This is a genomic window from Anaerostipes hominis (ex Lee et al. 2021) (assembly GCF_002270485.1).
In the GTDB taxonomy this organism is placed as follows: domain Bacteria; phylum Bacillota; class Clostridia; order Lachnospirales; family Lachnospiraceae; genus Anaerostipes; species Anaerostipes hominis.
The window spans coordinates 1-21,917 of record NZ_NQOG01000032.1; the positions used below are offsets into that span (position 1 = coordinate 1).

The 21,917-nt window shown below is 45.5% G+C and carries 24 protein-coding genes and 2 pseudogenes; 16 read left to right on the forward strand and 10 right to left on the reverse strand.

What is annotated here, in order from left to right; translation table 11 throughout:
• Positions 1-58: 58 nt before the first annotated feature.
• Positions 59-352, forward strand: a pseudogene (locus CI597_RS19580) (transposase); the annotation flags it as partial.
• Between the two features lie 258 nt (positions 353-610).
• On the opposite strand, the gene CI597_RS16470 reads toward CI597_RS19580, so the two are convergent.
• The 5 genes and pseudogenes from CI597_RS16470 to CI597_RS16485 all read right to left on the reverse strand — a co-directional run bounded on the left by CI597_RS16470 (position 611) and on the right by CI597_RS16485 (position 3,458).
• Complete coding sequence (locus tag CI597_RS16470) at positions 611-1,186, reverse strand: TlpA family protein disulfide reductase (protein WP_024728889.1); 576 nt, start codon at positions 1,184-1,186, stop codon at positions 611-613.
• A gap of 9 nt (positions 1,187-1,195) precedes the next feature.
• Positions 1,196-1,867, reverse strand: a complete 672-nt coding sequence (locus CI597_RS16475) for a cytochrome c biogenesis CcdA family protein (protein WP_024728888.1) — start codon at positions 1,865-1,867, stop codon at positions 1,196-1,198.
• Positions 1,855-2,076 (reverse strand): hypothetical protein, encoded by a 222-nt coding sequence (locus CI597_RS19585; RefSeq protein WP_328514496.1) that lies wholly within the window; start codon positions 2,074-2,076, stop codon positions 1,855-1,857. The genes CI597_RS16475 and CI597_RS19585 overlap by 13 nt, the downstream gene beginning before the upstream one ends.
• A 124-nt stretch (positions 2,077-2,200) precedes the next feature.
• Positions 2,201-3,031 (reverse strand): annotated as a pseudogene (locus CI597_RS18845) (dihydrolipoyl dehydrogenase family protein); the annotation flags it as partial.
• Positions 2,991-3,458 (reverse strand): RrF2 family transcriptional regulator, encoded by a 468-nt coding sequence (locus CI597_RS16485; RefSeq protein ID WP_024728887.1) that lies wholly within the window; start codon positions 3,456-3,458, stop codon positions 2,991-2,993. The gene CI597_RS16485 and the pseudogene CI597_RS18845, both read right to left, overlap by 41 nt.
• 178 nt (positions 3,459-3,636) lie before the next feature.
• Here CI597_RS16485 and CI597_RS16490 point away from each other — a divergent pair, with 178 nt between their 5' ends.
• The 3 genes from CI597_RS16490 to fucO all read left to right on the forward strand — a co-directional run bounded on the left by CI597_RS16490 (position 3,637) and on the right by fucO (position 6,433).
• A complete protein-coding gene (locus CI597_RS16490) occupies positions 3,637-4,593 on the forward strand; it encodes a DUF1848 domain-containing protein (RefSeq protein ID WP_024728886.1) in 957 nt (318 codons plus the stop codon).
• Positions 4,594-4,603: 10 nt separating this feature from the next.
• Positions 4,604-5,158, forward strand: a complete 555-nt coding sequence (locus CI597_RS16495; protein ID WP_034550381.1) for a TetR/AcrR family transcriptional regulator C-terminal domain-containing protein — start codon at positions 4,604-4,606, stop codon at positions 5,156-5,158.
• A gap of 126 nt (positions 5,159-5,284) precedes the next feature.
• Positions 5,285-6,433, forward strand: a complete 1,149-nt coding sequence (gene fucO / locus CI597_RS16500) for a lactaldehyde reductase (RefSeq protein WP_024728884.1) — start codon at positions 5,285-5,287, stop codon at positions 6,431-6,433.
• Between the two features lie 65 nt (positions 6,434-6,498).
• On the opposite strand, the gene CI597_RS16505 is transcribed toward fucO, so the two are convergent.
• Positions 6,499-7,545, reverse strand: a complete 1,047-nt coding sequence (locus CI597_RS16505) for a phosphatidylinositol-specific phospholipase C/glycerophosphodiester phosphodiesterase family protein (protein WP_024728883.1) — start codon at positions 7,543-7,545, stop codon at positions 6,499-6,501.
• 227 nt (positions 7,546-7,772) lie between these two features.
• Here CI597_RS16505 and CI597_RS16510 point away from each other — a divergent pair, with 227 nt between their 5' ends.
• Positions 7,773-8,855 carry a glycerol dehydrogenase gene (locus tag CI597_RS16510; RefSeq protein WP_024728882.1) on the forward strand — a complete coding sequence of 361 codons (1,083 nt, stop codon included), beginning with the start codon at positions 7,773-7,775 and terminating at the stop codon, positions 8,853-8,855.
• On the opposite strand, the gene CI597_RS16515 is transcribed toward CI597_RS16510, so the two are convergent.
• On the reverse strand, positions 8,852-9,481 hold the full coding sequence (locus CI597_RS16515; RefSeq protein WP_095143016.1) for a TIGR01906 family membrane protein: 630 nt from the start codon (positions 9,479-9,481) through the stop codon (positions 8,852-8,854). The genes CI597_RS16510 and CI597_RS16515 overlap by 4 nt on opposite strands.
• A 45-nt stretch (positions 9,482-9,526) precedes the next feature.
• Here CI597_RS16515 and yaaA point away from each other — a divergent pair, with 45 nt between their 5' ends.
• Positions 9,527-10,276, forward strand: a complete 750-nt coding sequence (gene yaaA, locus CI597_RS16520) for a peroxide stress protein YaaA (protein WP_024728880.1) — start codon at positions 9,527-9,529, stop codon at positions 10,274-10,276.
• Here yaaA and CI597_RS16525 read toward each other — a convergent pair.
• Positions 10,273-10,749, reverse strand: coding sequence for a TspO/MBR family protein (locus tag CI597_RS16525; RefSeq protein ID WP_024728879.1), 477 nt, complete (start codon positions 10,747-10,749; stop codon positions 10,273-10,275). The two genes, yaaA and CI597_RS16525, sit on opposite strands and share 4 nt — an antisense overlap.
• Before the next feature lie 94 nt (positions 10,750-10,843).
• Here CI597_RS16525 and CI597_RS16530 point away from each other — a divergent pair, with 94 nt between their 5' ends.
• The 9 genes from CI597_RS16530 (at position 10,844) to CI597_RS16570 (ending at position 18,966) form a co-directional block, all read left to right on the forward strand.
• Positions 10,844-11,437, forward strand: coding sequence for a hypothetical protein (locus tag CI597_RS16530; RefSeq protein WP_024728878.1), 594 nt, complete (start codon positions 10,844-10,846; stop codon positions 11,435-11,437).
• A 149-nt stretch (positions 11,438-11,586) separates the two neighbouring features.
• Positions 11,587-12,957 (forward strand): APC family permease, encoded by a 1,371-nt coding sequence (locus CI597_RS16535; RefSeq protein WP_024728877.1) that lies wholly within the window; start codon positions 11,587-11,589, stop codon positions 12,955-12,957.
• A 166-nt stretch (positions 12,958-13,123) separates the two neighbouring features.
• Positions 13,124-14,257: a tyramine oxidase subunit B gene (locus tag CI597_RS16540; RefSeq protein WP_024728876.1), complete on the forward strand. Its 1,134-nt coding sequence runs from the start codon at positions 13,124-13,126 to the stop codon at positions 14,255-14,257.
• Positions 14,258-14,429: 172 nt separating this feature from the next.
• Entirely contained in the window at positions 14,430-14,753 is a 324-nt protein-coding gene (locus CI597_RS16545; protein WP_024728875.1) for a (2Fe-2S)-binding protein, read from the forward strand.
• A 7-nt stretch (positions 14,754-14,760) separates the two neighbouring features.
• Complete coding sequence (locus CI597_RS16550; RefSeq protein WP_024728874.1) at positions 14,761-16,338, forward strand: FAD-dependent oxidoreductase; 1,578 nt, start codon at positions 14,761-14,763, stop codon at positions 16,336-16,338.
• 31 nt (positions 16,339-16,369) lie between these two features.
• Entirely contained in the window at positions 16,370-16,690 is a 321-nt protein-coding gene (locus CI597_RS16555) for a (2Fe-2S)-binding protein (RefSeq protein ID WP_024728873.1), read from the forward strand.
• Position 16,691: 1 nt separating this feature from the next.
• Positions 16,692-17,822 carry an NAD(P)/FAD-dependent oxidoreductase gene (locus CI597_RS16560; protein ID WP_024728872.1) on the forward strand — a complete coding sequence of 377 codons (1,131 nt, stop codon included), beginning with the start codon at positions 16,692-16,694 and terminating at the stop codon, positions 17,820-17,822.
• Positions 17,823-17,905: 83 nt separating this feature from the next.
• The gene (locus CI597_RS16565; protein WP_024728871.1) at positions 17,906-18,748 is read left to right on the forward strand and encodes a helix-turn-helix domain-containing protein; all 843 of its coding nucleotides are present in this window, start codon (positions 17,906-17,908) and stop codon (positions 18,746-18,748) included.
• Positions 18,749-18,768: 20 nt separating this feature from the next.
• Entirely contained in the window at positions 18,769-18,966 is a 198-nt protein-coding gene (locus CI597_RS16570) for a hypothetical protein (RefSeq protein WP_024728870.1), read from the forward strand.
• A gap of 48 nt (positions 18,967-19,014) precedes the next feature.
• On the opposite strand, the gene CI597_RS16575 is transcribed toward CI597_RS16570, so the two are convergent.
• The gene (locus CI597_RS16575) at positions 19,015-19,590 is read right to left on the reverse strand and encodes a xanthine phosphoribosyltransferase (RefSeq protein WP_024728869.1); all 576 of its coding nucleotides are present in this window, start codon (positions 19,588-19,590) and stop codon (positions 19,015-19,017) included.
• Between the two features lie 165 nt (positions 19,591-19,755).
• On the opposite strand from CI597_RS16575, the gene guaA reads away from it, so the two are divergent.
• Positions 19,756-21,297: a glutamine-hydrolyzing GMP synthase gene (gene guaA, locus CI597_RS16580; RefSeq protein ID WP_024728868.1), complete on the forward strand. Its 1,542-nt coding sequence runs from the start codon at positions 19,756-19,758 to the stop codon at positions 21,295-21,297.
• A gap of 221 nt (positions 21,298-21,518) precedes the next feature.
• Here the strand turns inward: guaA and CI597_RS16585 are convergent, their stop codons facing one another.
• On the reverse strand, positions 21,519-21,815 hold the full coding sequence (locus CI597_RS16585) for a competence protein TfoX (RefSeq protein ID WP_334293354.1): 297 nt from the start codon (positions 21,813-21,815) through the stop codon (positions 21,519-21,521).
• Positions 21,816-21,917 lie beyond the last annotated feature (102 nt).

Here is a 21,917-nt window from a genome sequence, read left to right on the forward strand (position 1 = left end):
AGCAGAGACAGCAAAAATACTGTATAGGCTATAAGAAAAACTATGCCGACATTTTTTCAAAAGTATCTGTATGCAGTGGGATTCCTGGAAATGTCGGTATAGTTTTTTTGTCGGTATAAGTTGTGTACTAACACGACATCGTGTTAGCACAACCAATGCCATAGAATCACTGAATTCCACTTATCGGAAGCTGAACCGCCAGAGAAGCGTATTCCCAAGTGATACGGCGCTGTTGAAAGCGCTGTATTTAGCGACATTTGAGGCTACAAAGAAATGGACGGTAACGATGCGCAACTGGGCACAGGTATATGGGGAGTTAAGCATCATGTACGAGGGACGACTTCCAGAGTAATTCAAAGACGGCCTAAAACGGGCGGATTTACCGCCTGCTGTTGACATGTTTTTTTGTAACTGTTATATATAAAGTAAGGGCGAAAAGCCTGTTTTTCAAGACTTTCGCCCTTCATTATCATAGAAGAATCTTATTTACAGACTTTTTTTCATAGTCTCATGGATGAGTCAGTTCCGCTCCTTTTCTAAGTAATAGTTGTCAAGCCCCTCAAAGAGTGAGGGGTTGGGGAGCTGAAGTGGGCTTGCCCACTTTGTTCTGCTATTTTATCAGCTTTTTGATCTGTGCCTCCAGGGCACTCTCTTCCATAGCGCCCCTGGCTCCGGAGACAATTTCTCCGTCCCGGTTGATAAAGTAGGTTGTGGGGAGAGATTCTGCCTGATAGTTATAGGCAGCTTCCTGTTCCGTGTCATAATAAACAGGGAATGTATATCCCTGCTCTTTGATAAAGGAGGACGCTTTTTTCTTTGTCTCCCTTGCCCCGTCGGTCATGTTGACCATGGCAAAATTGACTTTGCCGGAATATTTCTTATACATGGCCTCAAAACCGGGCATCTCCTGTTTGCACGGCGGACACCAGCTGGCCCAGAAATTTAACACAATGGGTTTTTTGCCGGTCAGAGAAAAGAAGTTTATCGGCTTTCCGCCGGCATCCTCTGCGTTGAAGTCCGGGGCAGTGACAGCTTCCTGTTTTTCTGTAGCATCCCCGGAAGATGTTTCTTCGGATGCAGTATCTGCCTTATATTTTTTGCTCAGGTTCTGGTAGAGAACAAAAGCTCCTGCTAAAAGTGCGATGAGTATGATAATAATCCCTATCAGTTTTGTTTGTTGTTTCATAGATCCCTCCTAAAATGTCAAGATTGATAAAAAGCGGTCCATCATTCCCAACATCATCAAAAGTCCCACGATAATCAGCAGAATTCCCGAAACTTTTGTGATGATGCCGTAGTGCGATTTGATCCAGCCGAAAGCCCCCATCAGACGCTCAATGAGCACGGCGCTGAGAATGAACGGGATGCCGAGACCCATGGAGTAGAGAAACAGCATGAGGATGCCTTCTGCCATGGAGCCCTGCTGTGACGCCATCATCAGTGCAGAGCCAAGGAATGCCCCTACACATGGGGTCCAGCCGATGGAAAAAACAATTCCAAATAAGAAAGATGATGCATGGGTATGTTTTTTCACTTCCATAGAACTGCGTTTTGTCCTGTTTAAAAAGCTTATGTTAAGCGCTCCGGTAAAATTCAGACCAAAGATGATGACGATCAGTCCGGTGATTATGTTGACAATCATTTTATGTGAAGTGAGCAGCCCTCCGAGAGTTCCCGCGAAGGCACCCAGAAGGATAAAAACCAGGGTAAATCCCGCAACAAACGTTATGGCATTAGGCAAGGCTTTGTGTCTTGGGCGGTCTGTTGTCTCTCCCGCAAAATAAGAAATATAGATAGGGAGCATCGGCAGCAGACAGGGGGATATAAAGGTTACGATGCCTTCTAAAAATGAAATTAAATACTGCATAAAGTCTCCTGGATGTTAAATAAGTCGTTGAGTGCCTCGCTCATGGTCGGATGGGTGTAGATTGTATCTCTCAGCACGGTATATGGAAGATGTGCATCCATAGCGAGTTTGATCAGGTTGATCATTTCGTGGGATTCGGCGCAGAACAGATGAGCACCTAAAATCTCGTTTGTCTTCGTATCGATTACGACTTTTAAAAGCCCGGTTATTTACGTTTCGTTTTTTATCTCCCAGAATCTGTGATTTCACAATGTGGAAATCATCCAGGGAAATATATGTGAACTGAAGACCTCCGACCACATCACCCATGGCATAGATGCCCGGAACATTTGTCTGAAGAAATTCATCTGTCCTGACAGCACCGCTGGGAGTCAATTCCACACCGGCAGCTTCCAGATTCAGATCGTTTACATTAGGGCGGCGTCCTGTAGCCACAAGAACGGCATCTGCTGAAATTTTTTCATCGCCCTCCGGTGTTTTCACAGACACAATCGTTTTAGCTTCTTCATCGCGGACAGAGTTTATTTTTGTGGAGAGCAGCAGCTTTACTCCGCGTTCTTTTAAGCTCTCTGCAACAGCATCGGCAATATCCCGGTCCTCCCTCGGAAGGAATACTTCCCCGTCCTGGATGACAGTAACCCTGGAGCCGAAGTTCGTGTAGATAGAAGCAAACTCCATGCCGATATAGCCGCCTCCGATGATGACCAAGTGTTTCGGCAGTTCCTCCAAAGAAAGCATGGTCTCACTGATATACGCACGCCGACTGTCAGAGAGACCCTCAATGGGAGGGATAAACGGGCGAGCTCCCGTATTTATAAAAATCTGATCTGCTTCCAGTTCCAGTGTCTCAGCCTGTAACGCCACGGCCACATGCCTGCTGTCTATAAAAGAAGCGGTTCCGTTATAAACATCTGCATTTTCCAGGTCTGCGACCTTATGGTAGTTTTTATCCCGTAATGTATCTGTCAGCTTTGTCTTTTTTTCAACAGCTTCCCGGTACAGCCTTGCCTTTTCTTCAAAAGAAGAATCAAGCTTTGCAGAAAAAGCTGCACTCGCAACAAATGATTTGGATGGGATACATCCAACGTTGATGCAGGTTCCTCCGTACATGTTAGAATCCTTTTCAATAAGAGCGACTTTCCTTCCATTTGCGGCAAGCGTCATTCTCCTTTAATTTGGATGAACCGAAGATCTTTTGATCGATGGTCTGAATGGTTACCTGTTTCAAATGATCTTTGCATAACTGATCCAGGCTGCCGTAAATGTCATCCATAATGCCTGCCATTCCGGAAGCCACCAGACAGGGCAGATCGCTGTTGCCGCTCCGCCAGGAAGACGAGACAAACGGAACATTCAGGGCACTGCTGATATCATAAAGGGTTACCTTGGATGGCTCCAGGTCAAACAGATATCCTCCTACTACCCCTTCTTTTGTAGAAATCAGTCCCTTTTTCTTGAGTTTCCCCATGATCTTCCGGACTCTTGCCGGGTTTGTGCAGATATTGGCGGCCAGCTTGTCGCTGGATACGCTTTCTCCTTTATGGTTTAAAAAAACGAGTGCGTGGACTGCTATCGTAAATTCACTGTTCATAAGTTGATTTCCCCTCTGTCTTATTCTATATGTAATAATTTGAGTTACAGTTTATGCTGTAATCATATCAGTTACATTTGTGAATGTCAAGAAGAAAATATGGAATCTGCTGAAAAACCGTGGTACAATGAACCCAGTGAAAGAACCAGCGATAATGAATGTGACAGGGAGACTGCTTATGATATTGAGTGTCAGCAGAAGGACAGATGTTCCGGCTTTTTATGGTGAATGGTTCATAAACCGGCTTCGGGACGGCTCCGTGCTCGTGAGGAATCCGGTGAATCCAAAACAAGTCAGCAAAATTCTGCTTTCCAGAGAAAATATTGACTGTATCGTGTTCTGGACAAAGAACCCTGAAAATTTCATGAAGTATTTAGGAGAGCTGAAAGAGTATCCGTTTTATTTTCAATTTACACTCAATGGATACGGAAAGGATATAGAGCCGGGAATGCCCGATAAGAAAAAAGAATTGATTCCCCTGTTTCAGGAGCTGTCCGGAAAGATCGGGAAAGAGAGGGTTATATGGCGCTATGATCCTGTGCTGATCAGCAAAGACTATTCTATAGAGTGGCATATTCATACATTTGAGTCCATGGCAGAAGCCCTGGAGGGATATACAAAACAGGCAGTGATCAGTTTTTTAGATATATACCGGAAAATAAAAAGACAGATGGCCCAGGCGGGAATCCGCCGGCCTGCAGAGGAAGAAGTCTTTCAATTTGCACAGAGAGCAGGGACCTCTGCGAGAAATCACGGTATGACCACGGTGACCTGTGCAGAAGGTTATGACCTTTCATGTTTTGGCATCAGGAAGGGCTGCTGTATCGACAGAGAACTTGTGGAAAAGCTCATTGGAATGAAGATTTCTGTGGACAAAGATAAAAATCAAAGGCCGGAGTGTGGATGTGCAGAGAGTTTTGACATCGGAAGTTATGATACCTGCCCGGCAGACTGTCTTTATTGTTATGCCAGCCACAGCAGAGAAACTGTAAATCAAACTGCGGCACAGTACCGGCCGGATACCCCGATGCTCTGCGGAGAGCCGGATCAATTCGATAAGATAACGGAAAGAAAAGCCGAATCCTGTGCCATTGCACAGCTGAGTTTTTTTGAGGAAAGCCTGGCGGACAAATGAGGTGAGTTTCATGGATGCATCGGAAAAAACAAAATATAAACTGGCAGGCGCCGTCAGGGAGCTGATGGCTTTTACGCCTGTGGACCGGATTACGGTAAAGCAGATCGTAGAGCGATGTGATGTGACAAGACAGACGTTTTACAGGAATTTTAAGGACAAGTATGATCTAATCAACTGGTATTTTGATAAGCTTGCCATTGTATCCTTCCGGCAGATGGGCGTGAGCCTTACACTCAGGGAAGGACTGATCAAGAAATTTGAATTTATCAAAGGAGAACGGTGCTTCTTCACGGCAGCCTTTAAATCTGAGGATCACAATTCACTGCTCCAGCATGATTTTGATTTTATCTATGAATTTTACACCGACATTATAAAAAAGAAATATCAGAGAGAGATTCCGCCGGATATCGAGTTTCTTCTGGAAATGTACTGCCGGGGGTCCATTGCCATGACTGTACAGTGGGTAACCGGTGGGATGAAGCGGAGCACGGAGGATATGGCAGAACTGCTGGTCAGGGCCCTGCCTCCGGAACTTGCAGAGCTTTTGAACGACTTTAAAAAGTGACACTTTTAAGGAAGTGTCACTTTTTTGACATTATGGGAAATGTGTCACTTGTCTGCCTGTTCCGCCGGGAGGTAAACTGATAATGAAAGAATCACGATAAATCAAAGGTATCTCAAGGAGGTTGTTATGGCAAAGCGTATTGTATTGAATGAAACGTCCTATCACGGAAAAGGTGCGGTCCGGGAAATCGCAGCAGAAGTGGGAGCAAGAGGCTTCAAAAAGGCATTCATCTGTTCGGACCCTGACCTGGTAAAGTTCGGCGTTACGAAGAAGGTAACAGATGTATTGGACGAGGCGGGATATGAATATGAGGTTTACTCTAACATTAAACCAAATCCTACTATTGAAAATGTTCAGACAGGTGTCGCTGCATTTAAGGAGTCAGGTGCAGATTATCTGATCGCCATTGGAGGCGGATCTTCTATGGATACTTCCAAGGCTGTCGGAATCATCATTGCAAATCCGGAATTTGAAGATGTGCGGAGTCTGGAAGGCGTGGCGCCGACAAAGAATCCGTCTGTTCCGATCATTGCAGTTCCGACGACCGCGGGAACAGCAGCCGAGGTTACGATCAACTACGTTATCACAGATGTAGAAAAAAGGCGGAAATTCGTCTGTGTAGACACCCATGATATTCCGGTCATTGCCGTTATCGATCCAGACATGATGTCCTCTATGCCGAAGGGCCTGACTGCCGCAACCGGAATGGATGCCCTTACCCATGCGATCGAAGGATATACTACAAAAGATGCATGGGAAATGACAGATATGTTTCATCTGAAGGCGATTGAACTGATCGCACAGAATTTGCGGGGCGCAGTGGAAAACACAGAAGAGGGCAGAGAGGGAATGGCTCTCGGACAGTATGTGGCAGGAATGGGATTCTCAAATGTAGGACTGGGAATCGTACACTCCATGGCTCATTCACTGGGAGCAGTCTATGACACACCTCACGGTGTTGCAAATGCCATTCTTCTTCCGGCTGTCATGGAATATAATGCTGATGCCACAGGGGATAAATATAAGTACATCGCCAAGGCCATGGGTGTGGAAGGCACAGAAGACATGAGTCAGGAAGAATATAGGAAGGCTGCCGTGGACGCGGTGAGACAGCTTTCCATCGATGTGGGAATTCCACAGGATCTGAAAGAAATCGTCAAAGAAGAGGATATTCAGTTCCTTTCAGAGTCAGCGGCGGCAGATGCGTGTGCACCTGGAAATCCAAAAGACGCAGGTTTAAAAGATATTATTGCAATCTATAAATCTTTACTTTAAGAATTTACGTAAACGAAATGAAAGGACTGGCGCACGAAAAAAGTGCGGCAGTCCTTTTTGCAAGATTATTTGCCGTTTTGAATTTTATCAAAGAAATCTTTTGTCTTCAGAGAAAAAGAACATTTTTCTACCTCGGCATTTGTCAGAAAATCTGTATAAACCCCATAGACACCGAGTTTCATATATTCTTTGGCTTCATATACACTGTTGACAGTATGTGTGAAAGAATACAGGCCTGCATCATTTAGCAGCTTCATCCGGTAATCATTGACACTGCTCACAGGGACAGTGACAGCTTCAATGCCGTTGGCAGTGCAGAACCTGATCATCCTGCTGAATGCCACATCTGTCTGCTGATAAGTGGTATAAAGGAAGTGACGGAACGGATGAACCTGTTTTATGGCATGATACATTGGCTGATTGTAAATCTGTACGATTAACCGGTCCAGAAGGTATTCTTTCTTCATTTCTTTTGCTGTCTTTACAATGACAGAGAAGTCATTTTTTGCGGCTGCGGCATCACTGTCTTTGGTGTCCGTCATAATATATGTATCAGGATATTTGTCCATCAGTTCAAAGAGTTCTTTTAGTGAGACAGGAGTGTATTTGCCGTACAGCTTAATATTTTTAAACTTGGCATAGGAAACAGGTTTGCCTCCCTTGCTCTTCGGATCACTCAAGTCTTTTCCCCAATAATGCCTTGCGACCATGACATGATCCGCAGTCTGCATCAGGTCAGCTTCAAAAACCCTGAAACCATTTTGATAGGAATTTAAAAACGCATCTTTAGAGTTGGTATACTCCTTACCATCGATCTCTCCAAGAGCATGGGCAACCGCGCGGTGTTCATACCACTGCTGTGGTTTCTTCTTTTCCTGCCCGGAATCTTTTTTCTGAGCAGACTGATGTTTGGCTTCATTTGCGGCATTCACTTTTTTCTGCCGATCCTGGTAAAAATGAAACCCAGTAAAAATCATAATCCCAAGAAAGCAAAGAAAAGACAGACGCAGTGTGATTCGTTCAAATACTGCACGGATATATCTCGGTTGATGCTTTGCTTTTTTAACGGCGTTTTTGACAGATTTTGTTTTTATCTTTTTCTTGTTCAGCATGAAACCTTCCTTTGTAAAAAAGATGTAATATAATTGTAACAATTATGTTAAAAGTATTATACCATAGGAAGACCAAAAAATCAAAAGTATATCAGCAGTATGCGTGACAAAGTTTTAACATTCAGAGGTGGATTTCCGGCAGAGCTTCATGGTATAGTAAATGTATCGATGCTAGTTAACCTTTCAAATGATTCAGAAGAATCAAAGGATTTAAGGAGGAAATCACTATGGCAAGTATTATCGCAAGTCCAAGCCGTTATATCCAGGGAAAAGGTGAGATGGAAAACCTTTGTACATATGCGGAAAACTATGGAACCAACCTTTTTGTTCTGACAAGTCCGTCCGGAAGAAAAAGAGTGGAGCCTTCCATAGCAAAAGGGCAAAAAGATGCCAAGATTACATATGAAGCTTTTAACGGCGAGTGCTGTATGACAGAGATCAACCGTGTCATGGACATTTGTGAAAAGGCCGGAAGCGAAGTCATCGTCGGAATCGGCGGAGGAAAGATCCATGATACCGCAAAGGCAGTGGCTTATTACATGAAAAAGCCAGTCATCATTGTGCCGACCATTGCGTCTACCGATGCGCCTTGCAGTGCACTGTCTGTGATCTATACGGATGACGGTGTCTTTGAAAAGTACCTGTTTCTGCCGGCAAGCCCGAACATGGTGCTGGTGGACACCGACATTGTCAGCAAAGCTCCGGAACGCCTTTTAGTAGCCGGTATGGGAGATGCTCTGGCAACCTATTTTGAAGCGAGAGCCTGCAAACAGTCTGACGCATCCAACTGTGTGGGAGGAAAGATCACACGCGCGGCCATGGCACTGGCTGAACTTTGCTATGAAACTTTGATTGATGAGGGGATTGATGCGAAACTTGCTGTCCGTGAAAATATCTGCACGAAGGCAGTAGAACATATCATAGAGGCAAATACCTATCTTTCCGGAATCGGATTTGAGAGCGGCGGTCTGGCAGGGGCACATGCGATCCATAACGGCTTAACTGCAATTCCGGAAACCCATGAATTATACCATGGAGAAAAAGTAGCCTTCGGAACGCTGGTACAGCTGGTTCTGGAAGGGGCGGATCAGGATGAGATTCAGGAAGTCCTCGGATTCTGTCAGGAAGCAGAACTCCCGACTACCCTTGCAGACTTGGGAATCAAGGAAGTAAAAGAAGAACAGATCATGGAAGTAGCGCGTCTCGCATGCTCTCCGGATGACACTCTCGGCAACATGCCGTTTGAAGTGACACCGGAGGATGTATATGCGGCCATCATTGCGGCGGACGCGCTGGGAAGATATTATTAAGCTTCCTGCCTTTGGCACAGATGTCTTCCTGCGAGGAAGCACACGGCACATAACAGAATAAGGACTGCGGCCATCAGCAGGGCGCAGTGAAGAAAGAAGGCATCCGGCAGGATGGTGATGACAGGGTCGAAAGCCTCATCGAAGATCCAGTAATCATTGGAGAAGGCCGGCTCGTGAAAAGTCACGAAGGCCTTGTCCCATCCGGCCGCCCAGACCAGAGCTCCCAAAAGGAGCGGAAGCACGGCGGCAGAGACGGATGCCTTTTTTAAGAAATGGAAATCCTTTTTTTCCCGCTTCCATAAAAGGCCTGCAGGGATTATGATAAATGAGATGATACAGGCGTATTGGAGGCCGGAGAAAATACGCTTTACATCCTGAAAGTGAATCTTTCCTTCCTCAGACATGGGAAGAGAGGGAAACTTCAGGTCTTTTTTATACAATACAGAATTATAATCAATGAGCCGGTCATAGTTTTCTCTGATCTGTTTTTCAGAGAGCCCGGATTCCCGGCTGATATGAAGAAGCTTTATATCGGCATAGTAAAGGGGCCGGAAATTCAGTGTAAATACGACCGAAAATGATATCAGGAAAATAGATAAAGAAACTGTAAGCAGAAATTGTTTCATGATGCACCGCCTTTCATGAAACCCATTATAACACAAGGAAGTACCATGATAGCGATTATTTCACCTGCAAAAAACATGAAAGTCAGGAAAGAAAAACAGCGAAAGCTGACAGAGCCTGTATTTTCAGAAAAGACAGGACAGATTTATGAAGAATTGAAAAAACTGAAGCCGTGGGAGATTGAATCTTTGATGAAGGTAAATGAAAAGATTGCAATTCAGGCTTTTTTAGATATACAGAATTTTGAAAATGGGGACGGAAGTGCGGCCCTCATGACTTATGACGGCCTGGTATTTCAGAACGTGGGCGCAGGAGATTTTACCGGGTGGGATATGAAATATGCCCAGAAGCATGTGAGAATCTTAAGCGGAATGTATGGAGTGCTGAAGCCTTTAGATGCGATTCATCCGTACCGTCTGGAGATGGGATGCAAAGTAGAAACAGCGGGACAGGGTCTGTACCGGTTTTGGGGAGATGCGATATATAAGGAGCTTTATAAAGAACAGGATCTGATCCTTAATCTGGCTTCTGAAGAGTATGCCAAAACTGTGAAAAAATATCTGGATGGGCCGGATCGTTTTGTGGACGTGGAGTTTCTCACCATGAGAGGCGGAAAACTCCGGACCATCGTGGCATGGGCCAAGATGGCCAGAGGGCAGATGGTCCGTCATATTGTAAAGAACAGGATTGACCGGCCGGAGGATATCAAAGAGTTTGACTGGGACGGATACGAGTATGAACCTTCCCTGTCTTCTGAAGCCAAGTATGTATTTATCCGGCGGGAGACTAAGCTTTAGTTGACGATCAGGAATCCAAGGTTTAAAAGCGCCGCAAACAGGCACCAGACAATGTACGGGATCAGAAGAAAAGCAGATTTTTTGCTGTACTTTCGGAATACATAGAACATTAGTGCATTGAGCAGATTCAGAGCCAGAATCCAGACAAAGGAGAAAAAGACCAGTCCGTATTCAAAGAAAATGATGGGCCAGAAGAACAAAAAGAAGGACACGGCGAGAAAAAGCTTGATTCCCTGTTTTTTCTCCTGCTCTGTGATGTCCGAGGTCAGCAGGGTGTAAAGGCTCAGTCCTAGTAAAATATCGAGGATCAGCCATACGACGGAAAAGATCCACGGGGCAGGAACGAATGGAGGCTTATTCAGCTGACGGAAAATCTCATCCATCCGGGGTGTCAGGAGTCTGGAGAGCAGACTGACCAAAATGGGAAAAATGATGCAGAGTTTTAAAAGCTGCTTCGTTGATAATTGTTTCATAACACACACCTGGGGCTTTTTACATAGTCTATGCAGCAAGGGTTGTATATCTTGACAAAAAAAGATATTATAATGAGAAAAGGAGTGATGTGAGATGGAATTAAAGTGTCCTAAAATATATAGAGACGGAAAATATCTGGCTTACGGCGGCAACCAGGAATGGTTTCCAGGCACTTTCCAGCGCCGTGCGGGATGCGGAAGCGTCACCGGCACGAATATCGCCGTCTGTGAAGGTTTATTTTCGGAAGAAGTAGAAAATTCAGAGTCGATACCCCATGAATCATATTTAGAACTTATGGAAGGCATGTATCAGTATATGACGCCCGGCTTCATGGGCTATCCGCTGATCGGAAAGTTTAAAAAAGATTTTTTAAGCTTTGCATCCGACAGGGGAAAAAAATTAAAGGCAAGGAGCATGTTTCTGCCCAGGAATAGGCAGGACTGTCTCGATTTTATTAAGGAAGGGTTATATCACGGGCACCCCACAGCACTGCTGATCTGGCGTCATTCCAGGAAAGAATTCAGAGAAGACAACTGGCACTGGGTGACTATCACAGGATATGATGAGGAACGGGAAATCCTGATCTGGTCCAACTGTGGGGAAAGGGAAGAAATCCCTGTGAAAGTATTGCTGGATGACTCGGCGAGATACTATATCGGATTGGTCCGTTTTGAAGAAAATAATTAAAGGGTTCCGATTTTTACAATTCATATGAAAAGAAAGAGAGTAAGCTGTAACCCATCAGCAAGAAACCAAGTAAATTAAGAGATGGGAACAAAGGCGTTCACCGGATATATCCGGCGGACGCCTTTCTTTTATGAAAAGGAGTGATATGTATGGAGAATACGAAGAAGTTGGGACTCGGAAGTGCGGTATCTGTCTGTGTAGGGCTGATTGTGGCCACCAGCTGCCTGCTTTCCCTTGGGCAGGGTATGGGCCTTGCAGGTAAAAGCTTTATTATCCCACTGTTTGTCGTATTGATACTGAATGGGTTTTTGGCGTTAAGCTTTCAAGAACTGCATTCCATGATGCCGAAAGCGGAAGGAGGCCTGGGACAGTATACCCTGGTGGGACTGGGGCCAGTGGCTTCCATGGTATCGACCTTGTCCGCCTATGTGATTGTTGATATTCTATCCGGTTCCGTGGAAATCGCCATGTGCGGAACGGTACTGAATCAGATCTTTCTGCCTCAGGTTCCGGCACCGTTGATCAGTGTGATCATATTGGGGGTTTTATCCTATGTAAACTATAAAGGGGTTGATTTTTTCGCCCGAATCCAGAACATTGTCGTATTCCTTCTGCTGGCATCTTTTCTGCTCATGGGAATCATAAGTTTTTTCCATCTGGGCACCGGCGAGATAGTGACGGCTGCTCAGCAGACGAAGCCGCAGGTTACCGGGATTGGAGGAATCGTTTCTTTATCAGCATTGGCATTCTGGCTGTTTATCGGAATTGAATTCGTAATCCCGGTGTCAAAGGATCTTAAGAATCCCAAAAGAGACGTACTTTTGGCTATGATCATTGGCATCGTCGTCCTGTTCGGAGTGCAGGCGCTGCTCGGTGTGGGGATGACACAGTATGTCACACTGCAGGAACTGGCGTCGAATCCAATGCCCCATATGCTGTTTGCAGAACGGTGCATGGGCCAGGCCGGAGTTTACTGGATGGGCATCGTGACACTGCTGGCGGGAATCAGTACAGTCAATACCGTCCTCGGAGGCATCCCGAATATTTTAAGCGGTATGGCAGAAAATCAGCTGTTTCCGAAGGCCTTTCAACAGAAAAACAAGTATGGGGTTCCGGCAGCAGGAATCGGCCTGCTGAGCGGAGGAATCACGGCATTGATCGTTACCGGATTTACCCAGTCTTCAGGGCTTACAAATATAATCCTTGCGGCGTCCTGCTTCTGGCTGACTTCTTATATTATGGTTAATATCACAGTCCTTGCGCTGAGAAGAAGGTATCCGGATGCCGAGGGCAGAAACAAGAAGCTGGTTCTTCTCGGTATCCCTCAGGTGATCTGCATTATCGGTGACATTTATATGATCTTTAACATTGCCGAGGGTGATGCCAGAATCCTGATTTATAAAATATTCGCGACTCTGCTGCTGGCACTGATCGCATTCTCAGTGATCTGGGTAAAGGGAATAAAGAAAATGGGTACGGTCGAATGTCCGGAAATGCAAACGGTGAATACTTTGGCATGAGTTTTTCATCACTATTTCCGTCACGCTTTGAAATGCGTTCCTCCAATAGTGATAAAAAACTATCGTAAAATGTCTCACTCCAATTATGCAGAAAAGAGAAGGCATTGAAAGACTAAAATGAGCACAAAAATAAAATATTTATTATCTGATACAGGAGGTTTCAATAATGAGTAATTCAAGGGTTGATTTTTTATATTTAAACGAAGAGGAAATGGTGAAGCTCGGGGTTACGGATATGAAGGGCTGTGTGGAGAGTATGGAAGAGATGTTCCGGCTTTTGAGCAGAGGGGATTATGCTATGGGAGGTTCTAATGGAAATTCTCATGGGTGCATGGTTTCTTTTCCGGATATATCACCTTTTCCGAATATGCCGGTGAATGGGCCGGACCGCAGATTTATGGCGATGCCCGCCTACCTGGGCGGAGAATATGACATGGCTGGGATGAAGTGGTATGGTTCCAATGTGGAAAACAAAGACAAAGGACTTCCGAGATCCATTCTGATGCTTATGTTGAATGACAAAGAGACAGGAGCTCCAAGATCCTTAATGTCTGCAAACTTACTGAGTGCTTACCGTACAGGGGCAGTGCCGGGAGTCGGTGCAAAGCATTTGGCGAGAAGGGATTCCAAAGTGCTTGGGATCTATGGACCCGGTGTCATGAACAAAACGGCTCTGGAAGCGTTTGTCTGCACTTGTCTGGAACTTGATACCATTAAGATCAAAGGCAGAAGCCGGGGTTCTATTGAGAGCTTCATTGAATATGTGAAAGTGAAATTTCCTCAGTTTAAGACAATTGAGTTGACAGATACATTGGAAGATCTGGTCCGGGATTCGGACGTTATCAGCATGGCTACCTCATGCCCGGAAGGATCAGAAAATTACCCTATGGTCAAAGAGGAATGGATCAAGCCGGGAGCATTTTTCAGTCTTCCTGCATGTGCAAACTTTGAAGACGATTTTCTCTTGAACAGGGCAAAGACAGTGGTAGACAACTTTGGGTTATATGAGGCGTGGACCGAAGAATATCCTCATCCTTCTTTTGAGACCGTACCAATTATAGGAACAAAATTTGTAGATATGTATCACGATGGAATCATGCCGAGGAAGAAAATCGAAGACATCGGAGATATCATCAACGGAAAAGTACCCGGACGGAAAAACGATGACGAGATCATTCTGTTCTCTATCGGAGGAATGCCGGTGGAAGATGTGGCATGGGGAACAGAATTGTATCGAAAAGCACTGGATCAGGGAATTGGGACGAAATTGAACTTGTGGGATTCCCCAAGAATGGCGTAGTTTTTTATCACTCTTTCCGTCGCGCTTTTGAAATGTGCTCCTCCAATAGTGATAAAAAACTATCGCAGGATGGCACCTTTTGGTTGAAAAATACTGAATGATAGTTGTGGAAAGAGAAGGCATTTTTCGCTGCGGATAAATTAAGAAAAGATATGGCAGGAGGGTTTTGGCTATGAGAATTGAAGAGCATCCGATTTTGGGCAGGACGGAGAAAGGGAAGGAGGTTTCTTTCTTTTATGATGGCAAACCTGTGACGGGTTTTGAGGGTGAGCCAATTGCTGCGGCTTTGAAAGCTGCCGGGGTGATGGTACACCGGCATACGAAAAAATACGGAAAGCCCAGGGGTATTTTTTGTGCCATCGGGCGCTGCACGGACTGTGTCATGGTGGTGGACGGCAGGCCCAATGTGAGAACTTGTGTGACACCTTTGAAAGAAGGGATGAGGGTTCAGACTCAGTATGGAATCAGCGCAGAAAAAACTAAGATGAAGGGATGATAACGATATGAAACGGTATGATTTGATCGTCGTAGGAGCAGGGCCGTCCGGCCTGTCTGCGGCCATAGAAGCGGCAAAAAAAGGGATGAATGTCATTGTCTTTGACGAAAATGCAAAACCGGGCGGACAGCTGTTTAAGCAGATACATAAATTTTTCGGTTCCAAAGAACACAAAGCAAAGATCCGCGGATTTAAGATTGGAGAAGATCTGTTAAAAGAGGCAGAGGATGCGGGAGTGCAGGTCGTATTGAATGCCACTGTCATAGGGCTTTATCTGGACAAAGAAATCACTGTGCGGATCGGAGATGAGATCCGGCATTATAAGGGAGATGCCATTATTGTGGCAACCGGGGCTTCAGAGAATATGGTTACCTTTGACGGGTGGACGCTGCCGGGAGTGATCGGAGCGGGAGCCGCCCAGACGATGATGAACCTGCATGGTGTACAGCCGGGGAAAAAGGTTCTGATGCTTGGAAGCGGAAACGTAGGACTGGTAGTAAGTTATCAGCTGATGCAGGCCGGATGTGAGGTTGCAGCTTTGGTAGACGCGGCGCCAAGAATCGGCGGCTATGGAGTCCATGCGGCCAAGCTGGCAAGATGCGGCGTACCGTTTTATTTATCCCACACGATTGTGAAAGCGGAAGGAGAAGACCGGGTCACCGGAGTGACCATTGCAAAGGTGGATCAAAACTGGCAGACCGTGCCCGGATCAGAGAAATATTTCGATGCAGATACTATCTGCCTTGCCGTGGGACTGTCTCCAATGTCCCAGCTTTTAAAAATGGCCGGATGTGAAATGGAAGATAACCCAAAGAAAGGCGGACAGGTGCCGCTCTGTGATAAATACGGAGAGACTTCCGTCAAAGGAATTTTTGTGGCGGGAGATGTGTCAGGAATTGAGGAAGCCAGTTCTGCCATGATCGAAGGAAGGATGGCAGGTACCGCCGCTGCCTGTGAACTTGGATTTATGAATGAGAAAGAACGGGATGAGAAGCTTGCCGCACTGGAAGAAGCCCTGGAAAGTCTGAGGCAGGGAATGTTCGGGCCTGAAAATAAAGGGAAGCTTTTAAAGAAGACAGATGAGGGCTGTGATATTTCTATGAACCTGCTTGAAAATGGTTATTTAGGCGAAGAAGAAGTAAAACAGTACCCGGGGGTTACGAAAACCATAGGAATCCATCCGGTGATGGAGTGTACCCAGAACATCCCGTGTAATCCGTGTCAGGATGCGTGCCCTAAGAATTGTATCAAGATCGGAGAAAATATCACTTCCCTGCCGGCAGTAGATCCGGACGCTCAGTGCATTGGATGCGGCATGTGTGTGGCTGCTTGTTCCGGACAGGCGATTTTCCTCGTGAATGAGCAGTTTGAGAAAGATTATGCAAGCGTGACTCTTCCGTATGAATTCCTTCCGCTGCCGGAAAAAGGGGCAGAGGGAAAAGCCCTTGACCGGAGCGGAAACGAGGTATGCCGGGCAGAAGTGGTAGAAATAAAGACATCCAAAGCATTTGATCACACCAATCTTCTGACCATCAAGGTGCCTGTGGACATGGCAATGAAGGCAAGGTTTTTCCGGGCCTCTTAAAGCCTGAGTATAAAAGATGGAGGAAAGAACTGTGAATACGATAAATGACAGATCAAAAATATTAAAGGAATTTGTTCCGGCCAACGATGATGATATGATCATCTGCCGGTGTGAGGAAATTACGAAAGGAGAAATCCGGAGAGCCGTCCACGACGGGATGTTCACCCTCACAGAAATCCGGAGATACTTAAGAACCGGCATGGGACTCTGTCAGGGACAGACCTGTTCTAAATTGGTCAGGGGAATCGTGGCAAGGGAACTGGGAGTTTCTCCGGCAGAACTGGAACCGGCTACGTCCAGGGCGCCGATGCGTCCTACGGAAATGAGAGTGCTTGGAAAGGAGGTACGGTAATATGGGAAATCGTTGTGCAGATGTGATCGTGATCGGAGGAGGAATCATCGGAAATGCAGCGGCTTATTATCTCGCAAAAAGAGGCTGTTCCGTTATCGTACTGGAAAAGAGCGATCACCTGGGAGACGGAGGGTCCAGCAGAAACGGAGGAGGCGTCCGCCAGTCCGGCCGAGACAAACGGGAACTTCCCCTTGCCATGTATGGAATAAAGAACCTCTGGCCGACCCTTTCGGAGGAGCTGGAAACAGATGTGGAATACTGTCAGGATGGAAACCTGCGGCTTGGCAAGACAGAAGAACACATGAAAATTTTAAGCGGACTGGCTGAAAATGCCCAATCATGCGGCCTGGATGTGCGGATGATTTCAGGTGAGGAAGTCCGGGATATCTGTCCATATCTGTCCGATGAAGTCATAGGAGCCAGCTGGTGTCCCACCGACGGTCATGCAAACCCGATGCTGGCAACGCTTGGATTTTATAAGAAAGCCAGAGAACTTGGGGTCCGGTTCATTACTGGGGAAGAAGTGACTGCGATCCGGAAGATCAGGGGAAAAGCAAGACAGGTCATCACGAAAGAAAACGTGTATGAAGGAGAGAATATCATACTGGCAGCGGGGCTTAAAAGCAGAGAGATCGCGGATACAGTAGGCGTGGATATCCCTATGCAGCCTGCACTGCTGGAATGTCTGGTGACAGAGGCAGAACCGGAAATGTTCGGACAAATGCTGGGGACGGCGGAAGCGGATTTTTACGGACACCAGACAAAACACGGCTCTTTTGTCTTCGGCGGTTCCTCAAACTTTGAAGGCTTTAATAAGGACAACGGTACTCCGGTTAATTCAAGCATCACGGCATCCTGCATTTGCCGGGGCATCATGAAATACTTCCCATCCCTTTCGGATGCAAAGATCGTTCGCACCTGGGCCGGATGGATGGACCTGTGTGCCGACAAAGTTCCTGTCATCAGCAAAATGGAGGAAGTACCCGGTCTGATCCTGGCCTGCGGATTTTCCGGCCATGGCTTTGGGATTGCCCCGGCTGTGGGCGAACAGCTCTCTGAGATGGTGGTGGACGGCAGTACAGCACTGGACTTAACAGCCTTAAGATATGACCGTTTCCAGGCAAAAATCTAATTACAAAATAAAATATACAGGGATTCTGTACAATACAACGATGAAGTATTATAGTAGAAGCAAATAGAGAGCAGGGAAGAGATATGGAGCCAATACACCCAAAAAAACTTATCGTGCCCAAACAGCCGTCATTGGTCATGACAACATCCCATTACTATAAGGCTGTGATGATGGCTTACGGAATTTCACATTTTTATGCATTTGAAGTCGAAGAGGACGTCCACGACATCCTGTCCATTGTACCGGACGGATGTGTGGACTTTCTGTTTTATTGCAGCAAAAATTACCCTTATGCCAGCATCATAGGCACCAGGCTGAAGGCTTCCCCGATGATCGGAAAGCCGGGAGATTACTTTTTCGGCATCCGGTTCATGCCGGGAAAGGTGATACTGCCCGACACGGTGAATCCGAATGAATTAGTCGAAGGGGAAGCAGCGCTGATGGAATTTATGAAGGAAGAAGAGGTATTTGATAAGATCATTCAAAGCCGTGACTTCCGGGCACAGATACAGGCTTTTTTAAATTTTTATGTGAACTGTAATCAGGAAAAGCTGGAGCATTTAGAGGACAGAAATCTTGGAAATTACCTGATAGACGAGATCACCAGGCGGGCCGGAAATGTAAAGATAGAAGAACTGGGTGAATTGACGGGATACTCTGTCCGCTATGTAAATAAAGTGTTTAAAGAGAATATGGGAATTTCACCGAAAACGTATTGTAAGATCGCCCGGTTTCAGACGATTTTAAACAGCCTGAAATGGGAAGAGGATGAAAAGGACCTGCTGGCTATTGCCATGAATGCCGGATATTATGACCAGTCCCATATGATGAAGGATTTTCGGAAATATACGAATATGACACCGGTACGGTATATAAAAAGCCTGGAAGAAGCGGAATATAAGAATAGACTGATTATTTTAGAATGAAGCATATGCAGGAAAGTACTATGAAATTGACAAGAATAAACTACTCATCAGGAGCACCGTTGGAAGAGGAAGCAGGATACAGCAGAGTCGTCAAGGCAGGACCATTTGTTTATGTGGGAGACGCCTATGCGCAGGCCAAATATGTGCTGGATAAACAGGTAAAGCTGTTAAAAGAGGCAGGGGCAAAGCCTGAGAAAGTGGTGAAAGTGAATATTTAAAAAGAGCTGATGAGTGAAAACATCGGCTCTTATTTTAAATAGGCATATTTATTGTTTTCTAAAACATAATTTTCCGTCTTTCGGGTCTTCCACGATTGCAAGAGACTCTAAATGTACACCTTTATCGCGGATGATCTGTCCGCCGTCCTGGAAACCTTTCTCGATCACGATACCGCATCCAATCAGATTAGCGCCGGAGCCGTTGACAAGATCGATCAATCCGTTTAATGCCTGGCCATTGGCAAGGAAGTCGTCAATGATCAGAATATTGTCATCCGGGGACAGAAACTTCTTTTCTACGAAAATATCAAATTCCAGTCCTTTTGTATAAGAAATTACCTTAGAGGTCAGCAGGTCTCCGTCCAGATTTTTGGACATGGATTTCTTTGCAAATACAACCGGGATATTGTCAAAATACTGTGCTGCAATCGTCGCGATTCCAATCCCTGAGGCTTCAATGGTCAAGATTCTGGTGATGTTTTCCGGAAACAGTCTTCTGAATTCTTTTCCTATTTCCTGAAGCAGCCCAATGTCCATCTGGTGGTTTAAGAAACTGTCAACTTTAAGGATTCCCCCATCCTTTAATACTCCATCCTTTAAAATGCGTTCCTCTAATAATTTCATAAAATTCTCCATTTCATTCGACTTTTTTATCATTCTAGCACCAAAAGCTGTCAAAATCAATGAGATCAGGGAAGAATTGAGTTGTAAAAACACCATGCCTACCTTATAATATATAAGAATATAGGTTATTTTATAAAGTTATATAGGAATATAGGAGGAACGCCCGTGAACCACGAGAAATTTCTTGTCCTTGATTTCGGGGGACAATATAATCAGTTAATCGCAAGGAGAGTCAGAGAATGCAGCGTTTACTGCGAAATCAAACCTTACACTGCCTCACTTGAAGAAATAAAAAAATACAATCCAAAAGGAATCATTTTCACTGGAGGACCGAACAGCGTTTACGGAGAAGATTCCGCGACATACGAAAAAGCAATTTTTGAACTGGGAATCCCGATTCTGGGTATCTGCTATGGTTCCCAGCTGATGGCCCATGTCCTCGGCGGCAAGGTGGAGACTGCACCTGTCAGCGAGTACGGCCGCACAGAAGTGGAGCTGGACAATTCATCTAAGCTCTTTGACGGTGTGGGTGATAAAACAGTCTGCTGGATGAGCCATACCGACTACATCGCCGAAGCACCGGAAGGCTTCAAGATCACGGCGACAACCCCGGTATGCCCGGTGGCAGCCATGGAAAATGCAGACAAGAAGCTTTACGCAACCCAGTTCCATCCAGAAGTTATGCATACAGAACAGGGAAAAGAAATGATCTATAATTTCTTATACAAAGTATGTGGCTGCAAGGGCGACTGGAATATGGACTCTTTTGTGGATGACATGATCAAATCCATTCGTGAAAAAGTTGGAGACGGAAAAGTGCTCTGTGCATTGTCCGGAGGTGTGGACTCCTCTGTGGCAGCCGTTATGCTGGCGAAAGCAGTCGGAAAACAGCTGACCTGTGTCTTTGTAGATCATGGACTGCTCCGCAAAAATGAAGGTGATGAAGTAGAAGCAGTCTTCGGACCGGAAGGACCGTATGACTTAAACTTTATCCGAGTGAACGTTCAGGACAGATTTTATGAGAAATTAGCGGGAGTGGAAGAACCGGAACAGAAAAGAAAGATCATCGGTGAAGAATTCATCCGTGTATTTGAAGAAGAAGCAAAGAAGATCGGAACTGTGGACTTCCTTGTTCAGGGAACCATTTACCCGGATGTGGTTGAGAGCGGTGTCGGTAAATCTGCCACCATCAAATCCCATCATAATGTGGGAGGACTTCCTGACTATGTAGATTTCAAGGAAATCATTGAGCCTCTCCGCGACTTGTTCAAAGATGAAGTAAGACAGGCCGGAAGAGAACTTGGTATTCCGGAATATCTTGTCATGAGACAGCCATTCCCGGGACCGGGACTTGGAATCCGTATCATCGGGGAAGTGACAGCGGAAAAGGTTAAGATCGTGCAGGATGCCGATGCAATTTACAGAGAAGAAATTGCAAAAGCTGGAGTGGATAAAGGACTGGGACAGTACTTTGCAGCATTGACAAACATGAGGTCAGTGGGAGTTATGGGGGATGGAAGAACCTATGACTATGCTATTGCGCTGAGAGCTGTTAATACATCAGACTTTATGACTGCAGATGCGGCACAGATCCCTTGGGAAGTACTTGGAAAAGTGACTACCAGGATCGTGAATGAAGTGGAACATGTCAATCGAGTGATGTATGACTGTACGGGGAAACCACCGGCTACGATTGAGTTTGAATAAATTGAGAGGTCGTAAAAATCCAGTGTTTATGCGGGTTTGCGGCACTTCAAAAGGTCTTTTGATAACAATTTGATAACAGTTATATTAGAGCCATTATTCTCATTATCCAGTGGTTTGTGGGTAAGAGAATGATAAAAAACGGCTTTTAGATATAACAATCCATATTATAAACTAAGCCCTTAGCTGTGGGTATGAAACTCATAGCTAAGGGCTTTTTGTCGTTATTTTTTGGAGGTGGTTTTCTTTTTTTTCGGTGCAGGAAGTTCATCGTACATAGCAAGAAACAGGTTGCAGAGAAATTCTCTGTTGTCAACATCATCGACTAAGAGCATTTCTTTTGCTCCCTCATAGGGCAATTCATAAGTAACTGTAGGCATAAAGGAGATTGCGGATGGAACAGGCTTTACAAGCAAGCGATCATCATAAATGCCGCCCACAATCTTTTCACGGAAATAGAGGATATATTCGCCCATCATTGCACGATAGGCAATTCTGATATTGTCAATATTAGTTGACACATTTTTCTCAAGCATATCACTGACTATGCGGCCAGTTCCAAATCCTCATAATACTGCCTGCGTTTTATCATAGGTGGAAGCCCGCCATTGGCAGAGCATATC

Excerpts from the sequence above, each read along its gene's own strand:
- CI597_RS16470 (WP_024728889.1), bottom strand. The coding sequence starts at position 1,186 with ATGAAACAACAAACAAAACTGATAGGGATTATTATCATACTCATCGCA.
- CI597_RS16475 (WP_024728888.1), bottom strand. The coding sequence starts at position 1,867 with ATGCAGTATTTAATTTCATTTTTAGAAGGCATCGTAACCTTTATATCC.
- CI597_RS16485 (WP_024728887.1), bottom strand. The coding sequence starts at position 3,458 with ATGAACAGTGAATTTACGATAGCAGTCCACGCACTCGTTTTTTTAAAC.
- CI597_RS16490 (WP_024728886.1), top strand. The coding sequence starts at position 3,637 with ATGATATTGAGTGTCAGCAGAAGGACAGATGTTCCGGCTTTTTATGGT.
- CI597_RS16495 (WP_034550381.1), top strand. The coding sequence starts at position 4,604 with ATGGATGCATCGGAAAAAACAAAATATAAACTGGCAGGCGCCGTCAGG.
- fucO (WP_024728884.1), top strand. The coding sequence starts at position 5,285 with ATGGCAAAGCGTATTGTATTGAATGAAACGTCCTATCACGGAAAAGGT.
- CI597_RS16505 (WP_024728883.1), bottom strand. The coding sequence starts at position 7,545 with ATGCTGAACAAGAAAAAGATAAAAACAAAATCTGTCAAAAACGCCGTT.
- CI597_RS16510 (WP_024728882.1), top strand. The coding sequence starts at position 7,773 with ATGGCAAGTATTATCGCAAGTCCAAGCCGTTATATCCAGGGAAAAGGT.
- CI597_RS16515 (WP_095143016.1), bottom strand. The coding sequence starts at position 9,481 with ATGAAACAATTTCTGCTTACAGTTTCTTTATCTATTTTCCTGATATCA.
- yaaA (WP_024728880.1), top strand. The coding sequence starts at position 9,527 with ATGATAGCGATTATTTCACCTGCAAAAAACATGAAAGTCAGGAAAGAA.
- CI597_RS16525 (WP_024728879.1), bottom strand. The coding sequence starts at position 10,749 with ATGAAACAATTATCAACGAAGCAGCTTTTAAAACTCTGCATCATTTTT.
- CI597_RS16530 (WP_024728878.1), top strand. The coding sequence starts at position 10,844 with ATGGAATTAAAGTGTCCTAAAATATATAGAGACGGAAAATATCTGGCT.
- CI597_RS16535 (WP_024728877.1), top strand. The coding sequence starts at position 11,587 with ATGGAGAATACGAAGAAGTTGGGACTCGGAAGTGCGGTATCTGTCTGT.
- CI597_RS16540 (WP_024728876.1), top strand. The coding sequence starts at position 13,124 with ATGAGTAATTCAAGGGTTGATTTTTTATATTTAAACGAAGAGGAAATG.
- CI597_RS16545 (WP_024728875.1), top strand. The coding sequence starts at position 14,430 with ATGAGAATTGAAGAGCATCCGATTTTGGGCAGGACGGAGAAAGGGAAG.
- CI597_RS16550 (WP_024728874.1), top strand. The coding sequence starts at position 14,761 with ATGAAACGGTATGATTTGATCGTCGTAGGAGCAGGGCCGTCCGGCCTG.
- CI597_RS16560 (WP_024728872.1), top strand. The coding sequence starts at position 16,692 with ATGGGAAATCGTTGTGCAGATGTGATCGTGATCGGAGGAGGAATCATC.
- CI597_RS16565 (WP_024728871.1), top strand. The coding sequence starts at position 17,906 with ATGGAGCCAATACACCCAAAAAAACTTATCGTGCCCAAACAGCCGTCA.
- CI597_RS16570 (WP_024728870.1), top strand. The coding sequence starts at position 18,769 with ATGAAATTGACAAGAATAAACTACTCATCAGGAGCACCGTTGGAAGAG.
- CI597_RS16575 (WP_024728869.1), bottom strand. The coding sequence starts at position 19,590 with ATGAAATTATTAGAGGAACGCATTTTAAAGGATGGAGTATTAAAGGAT.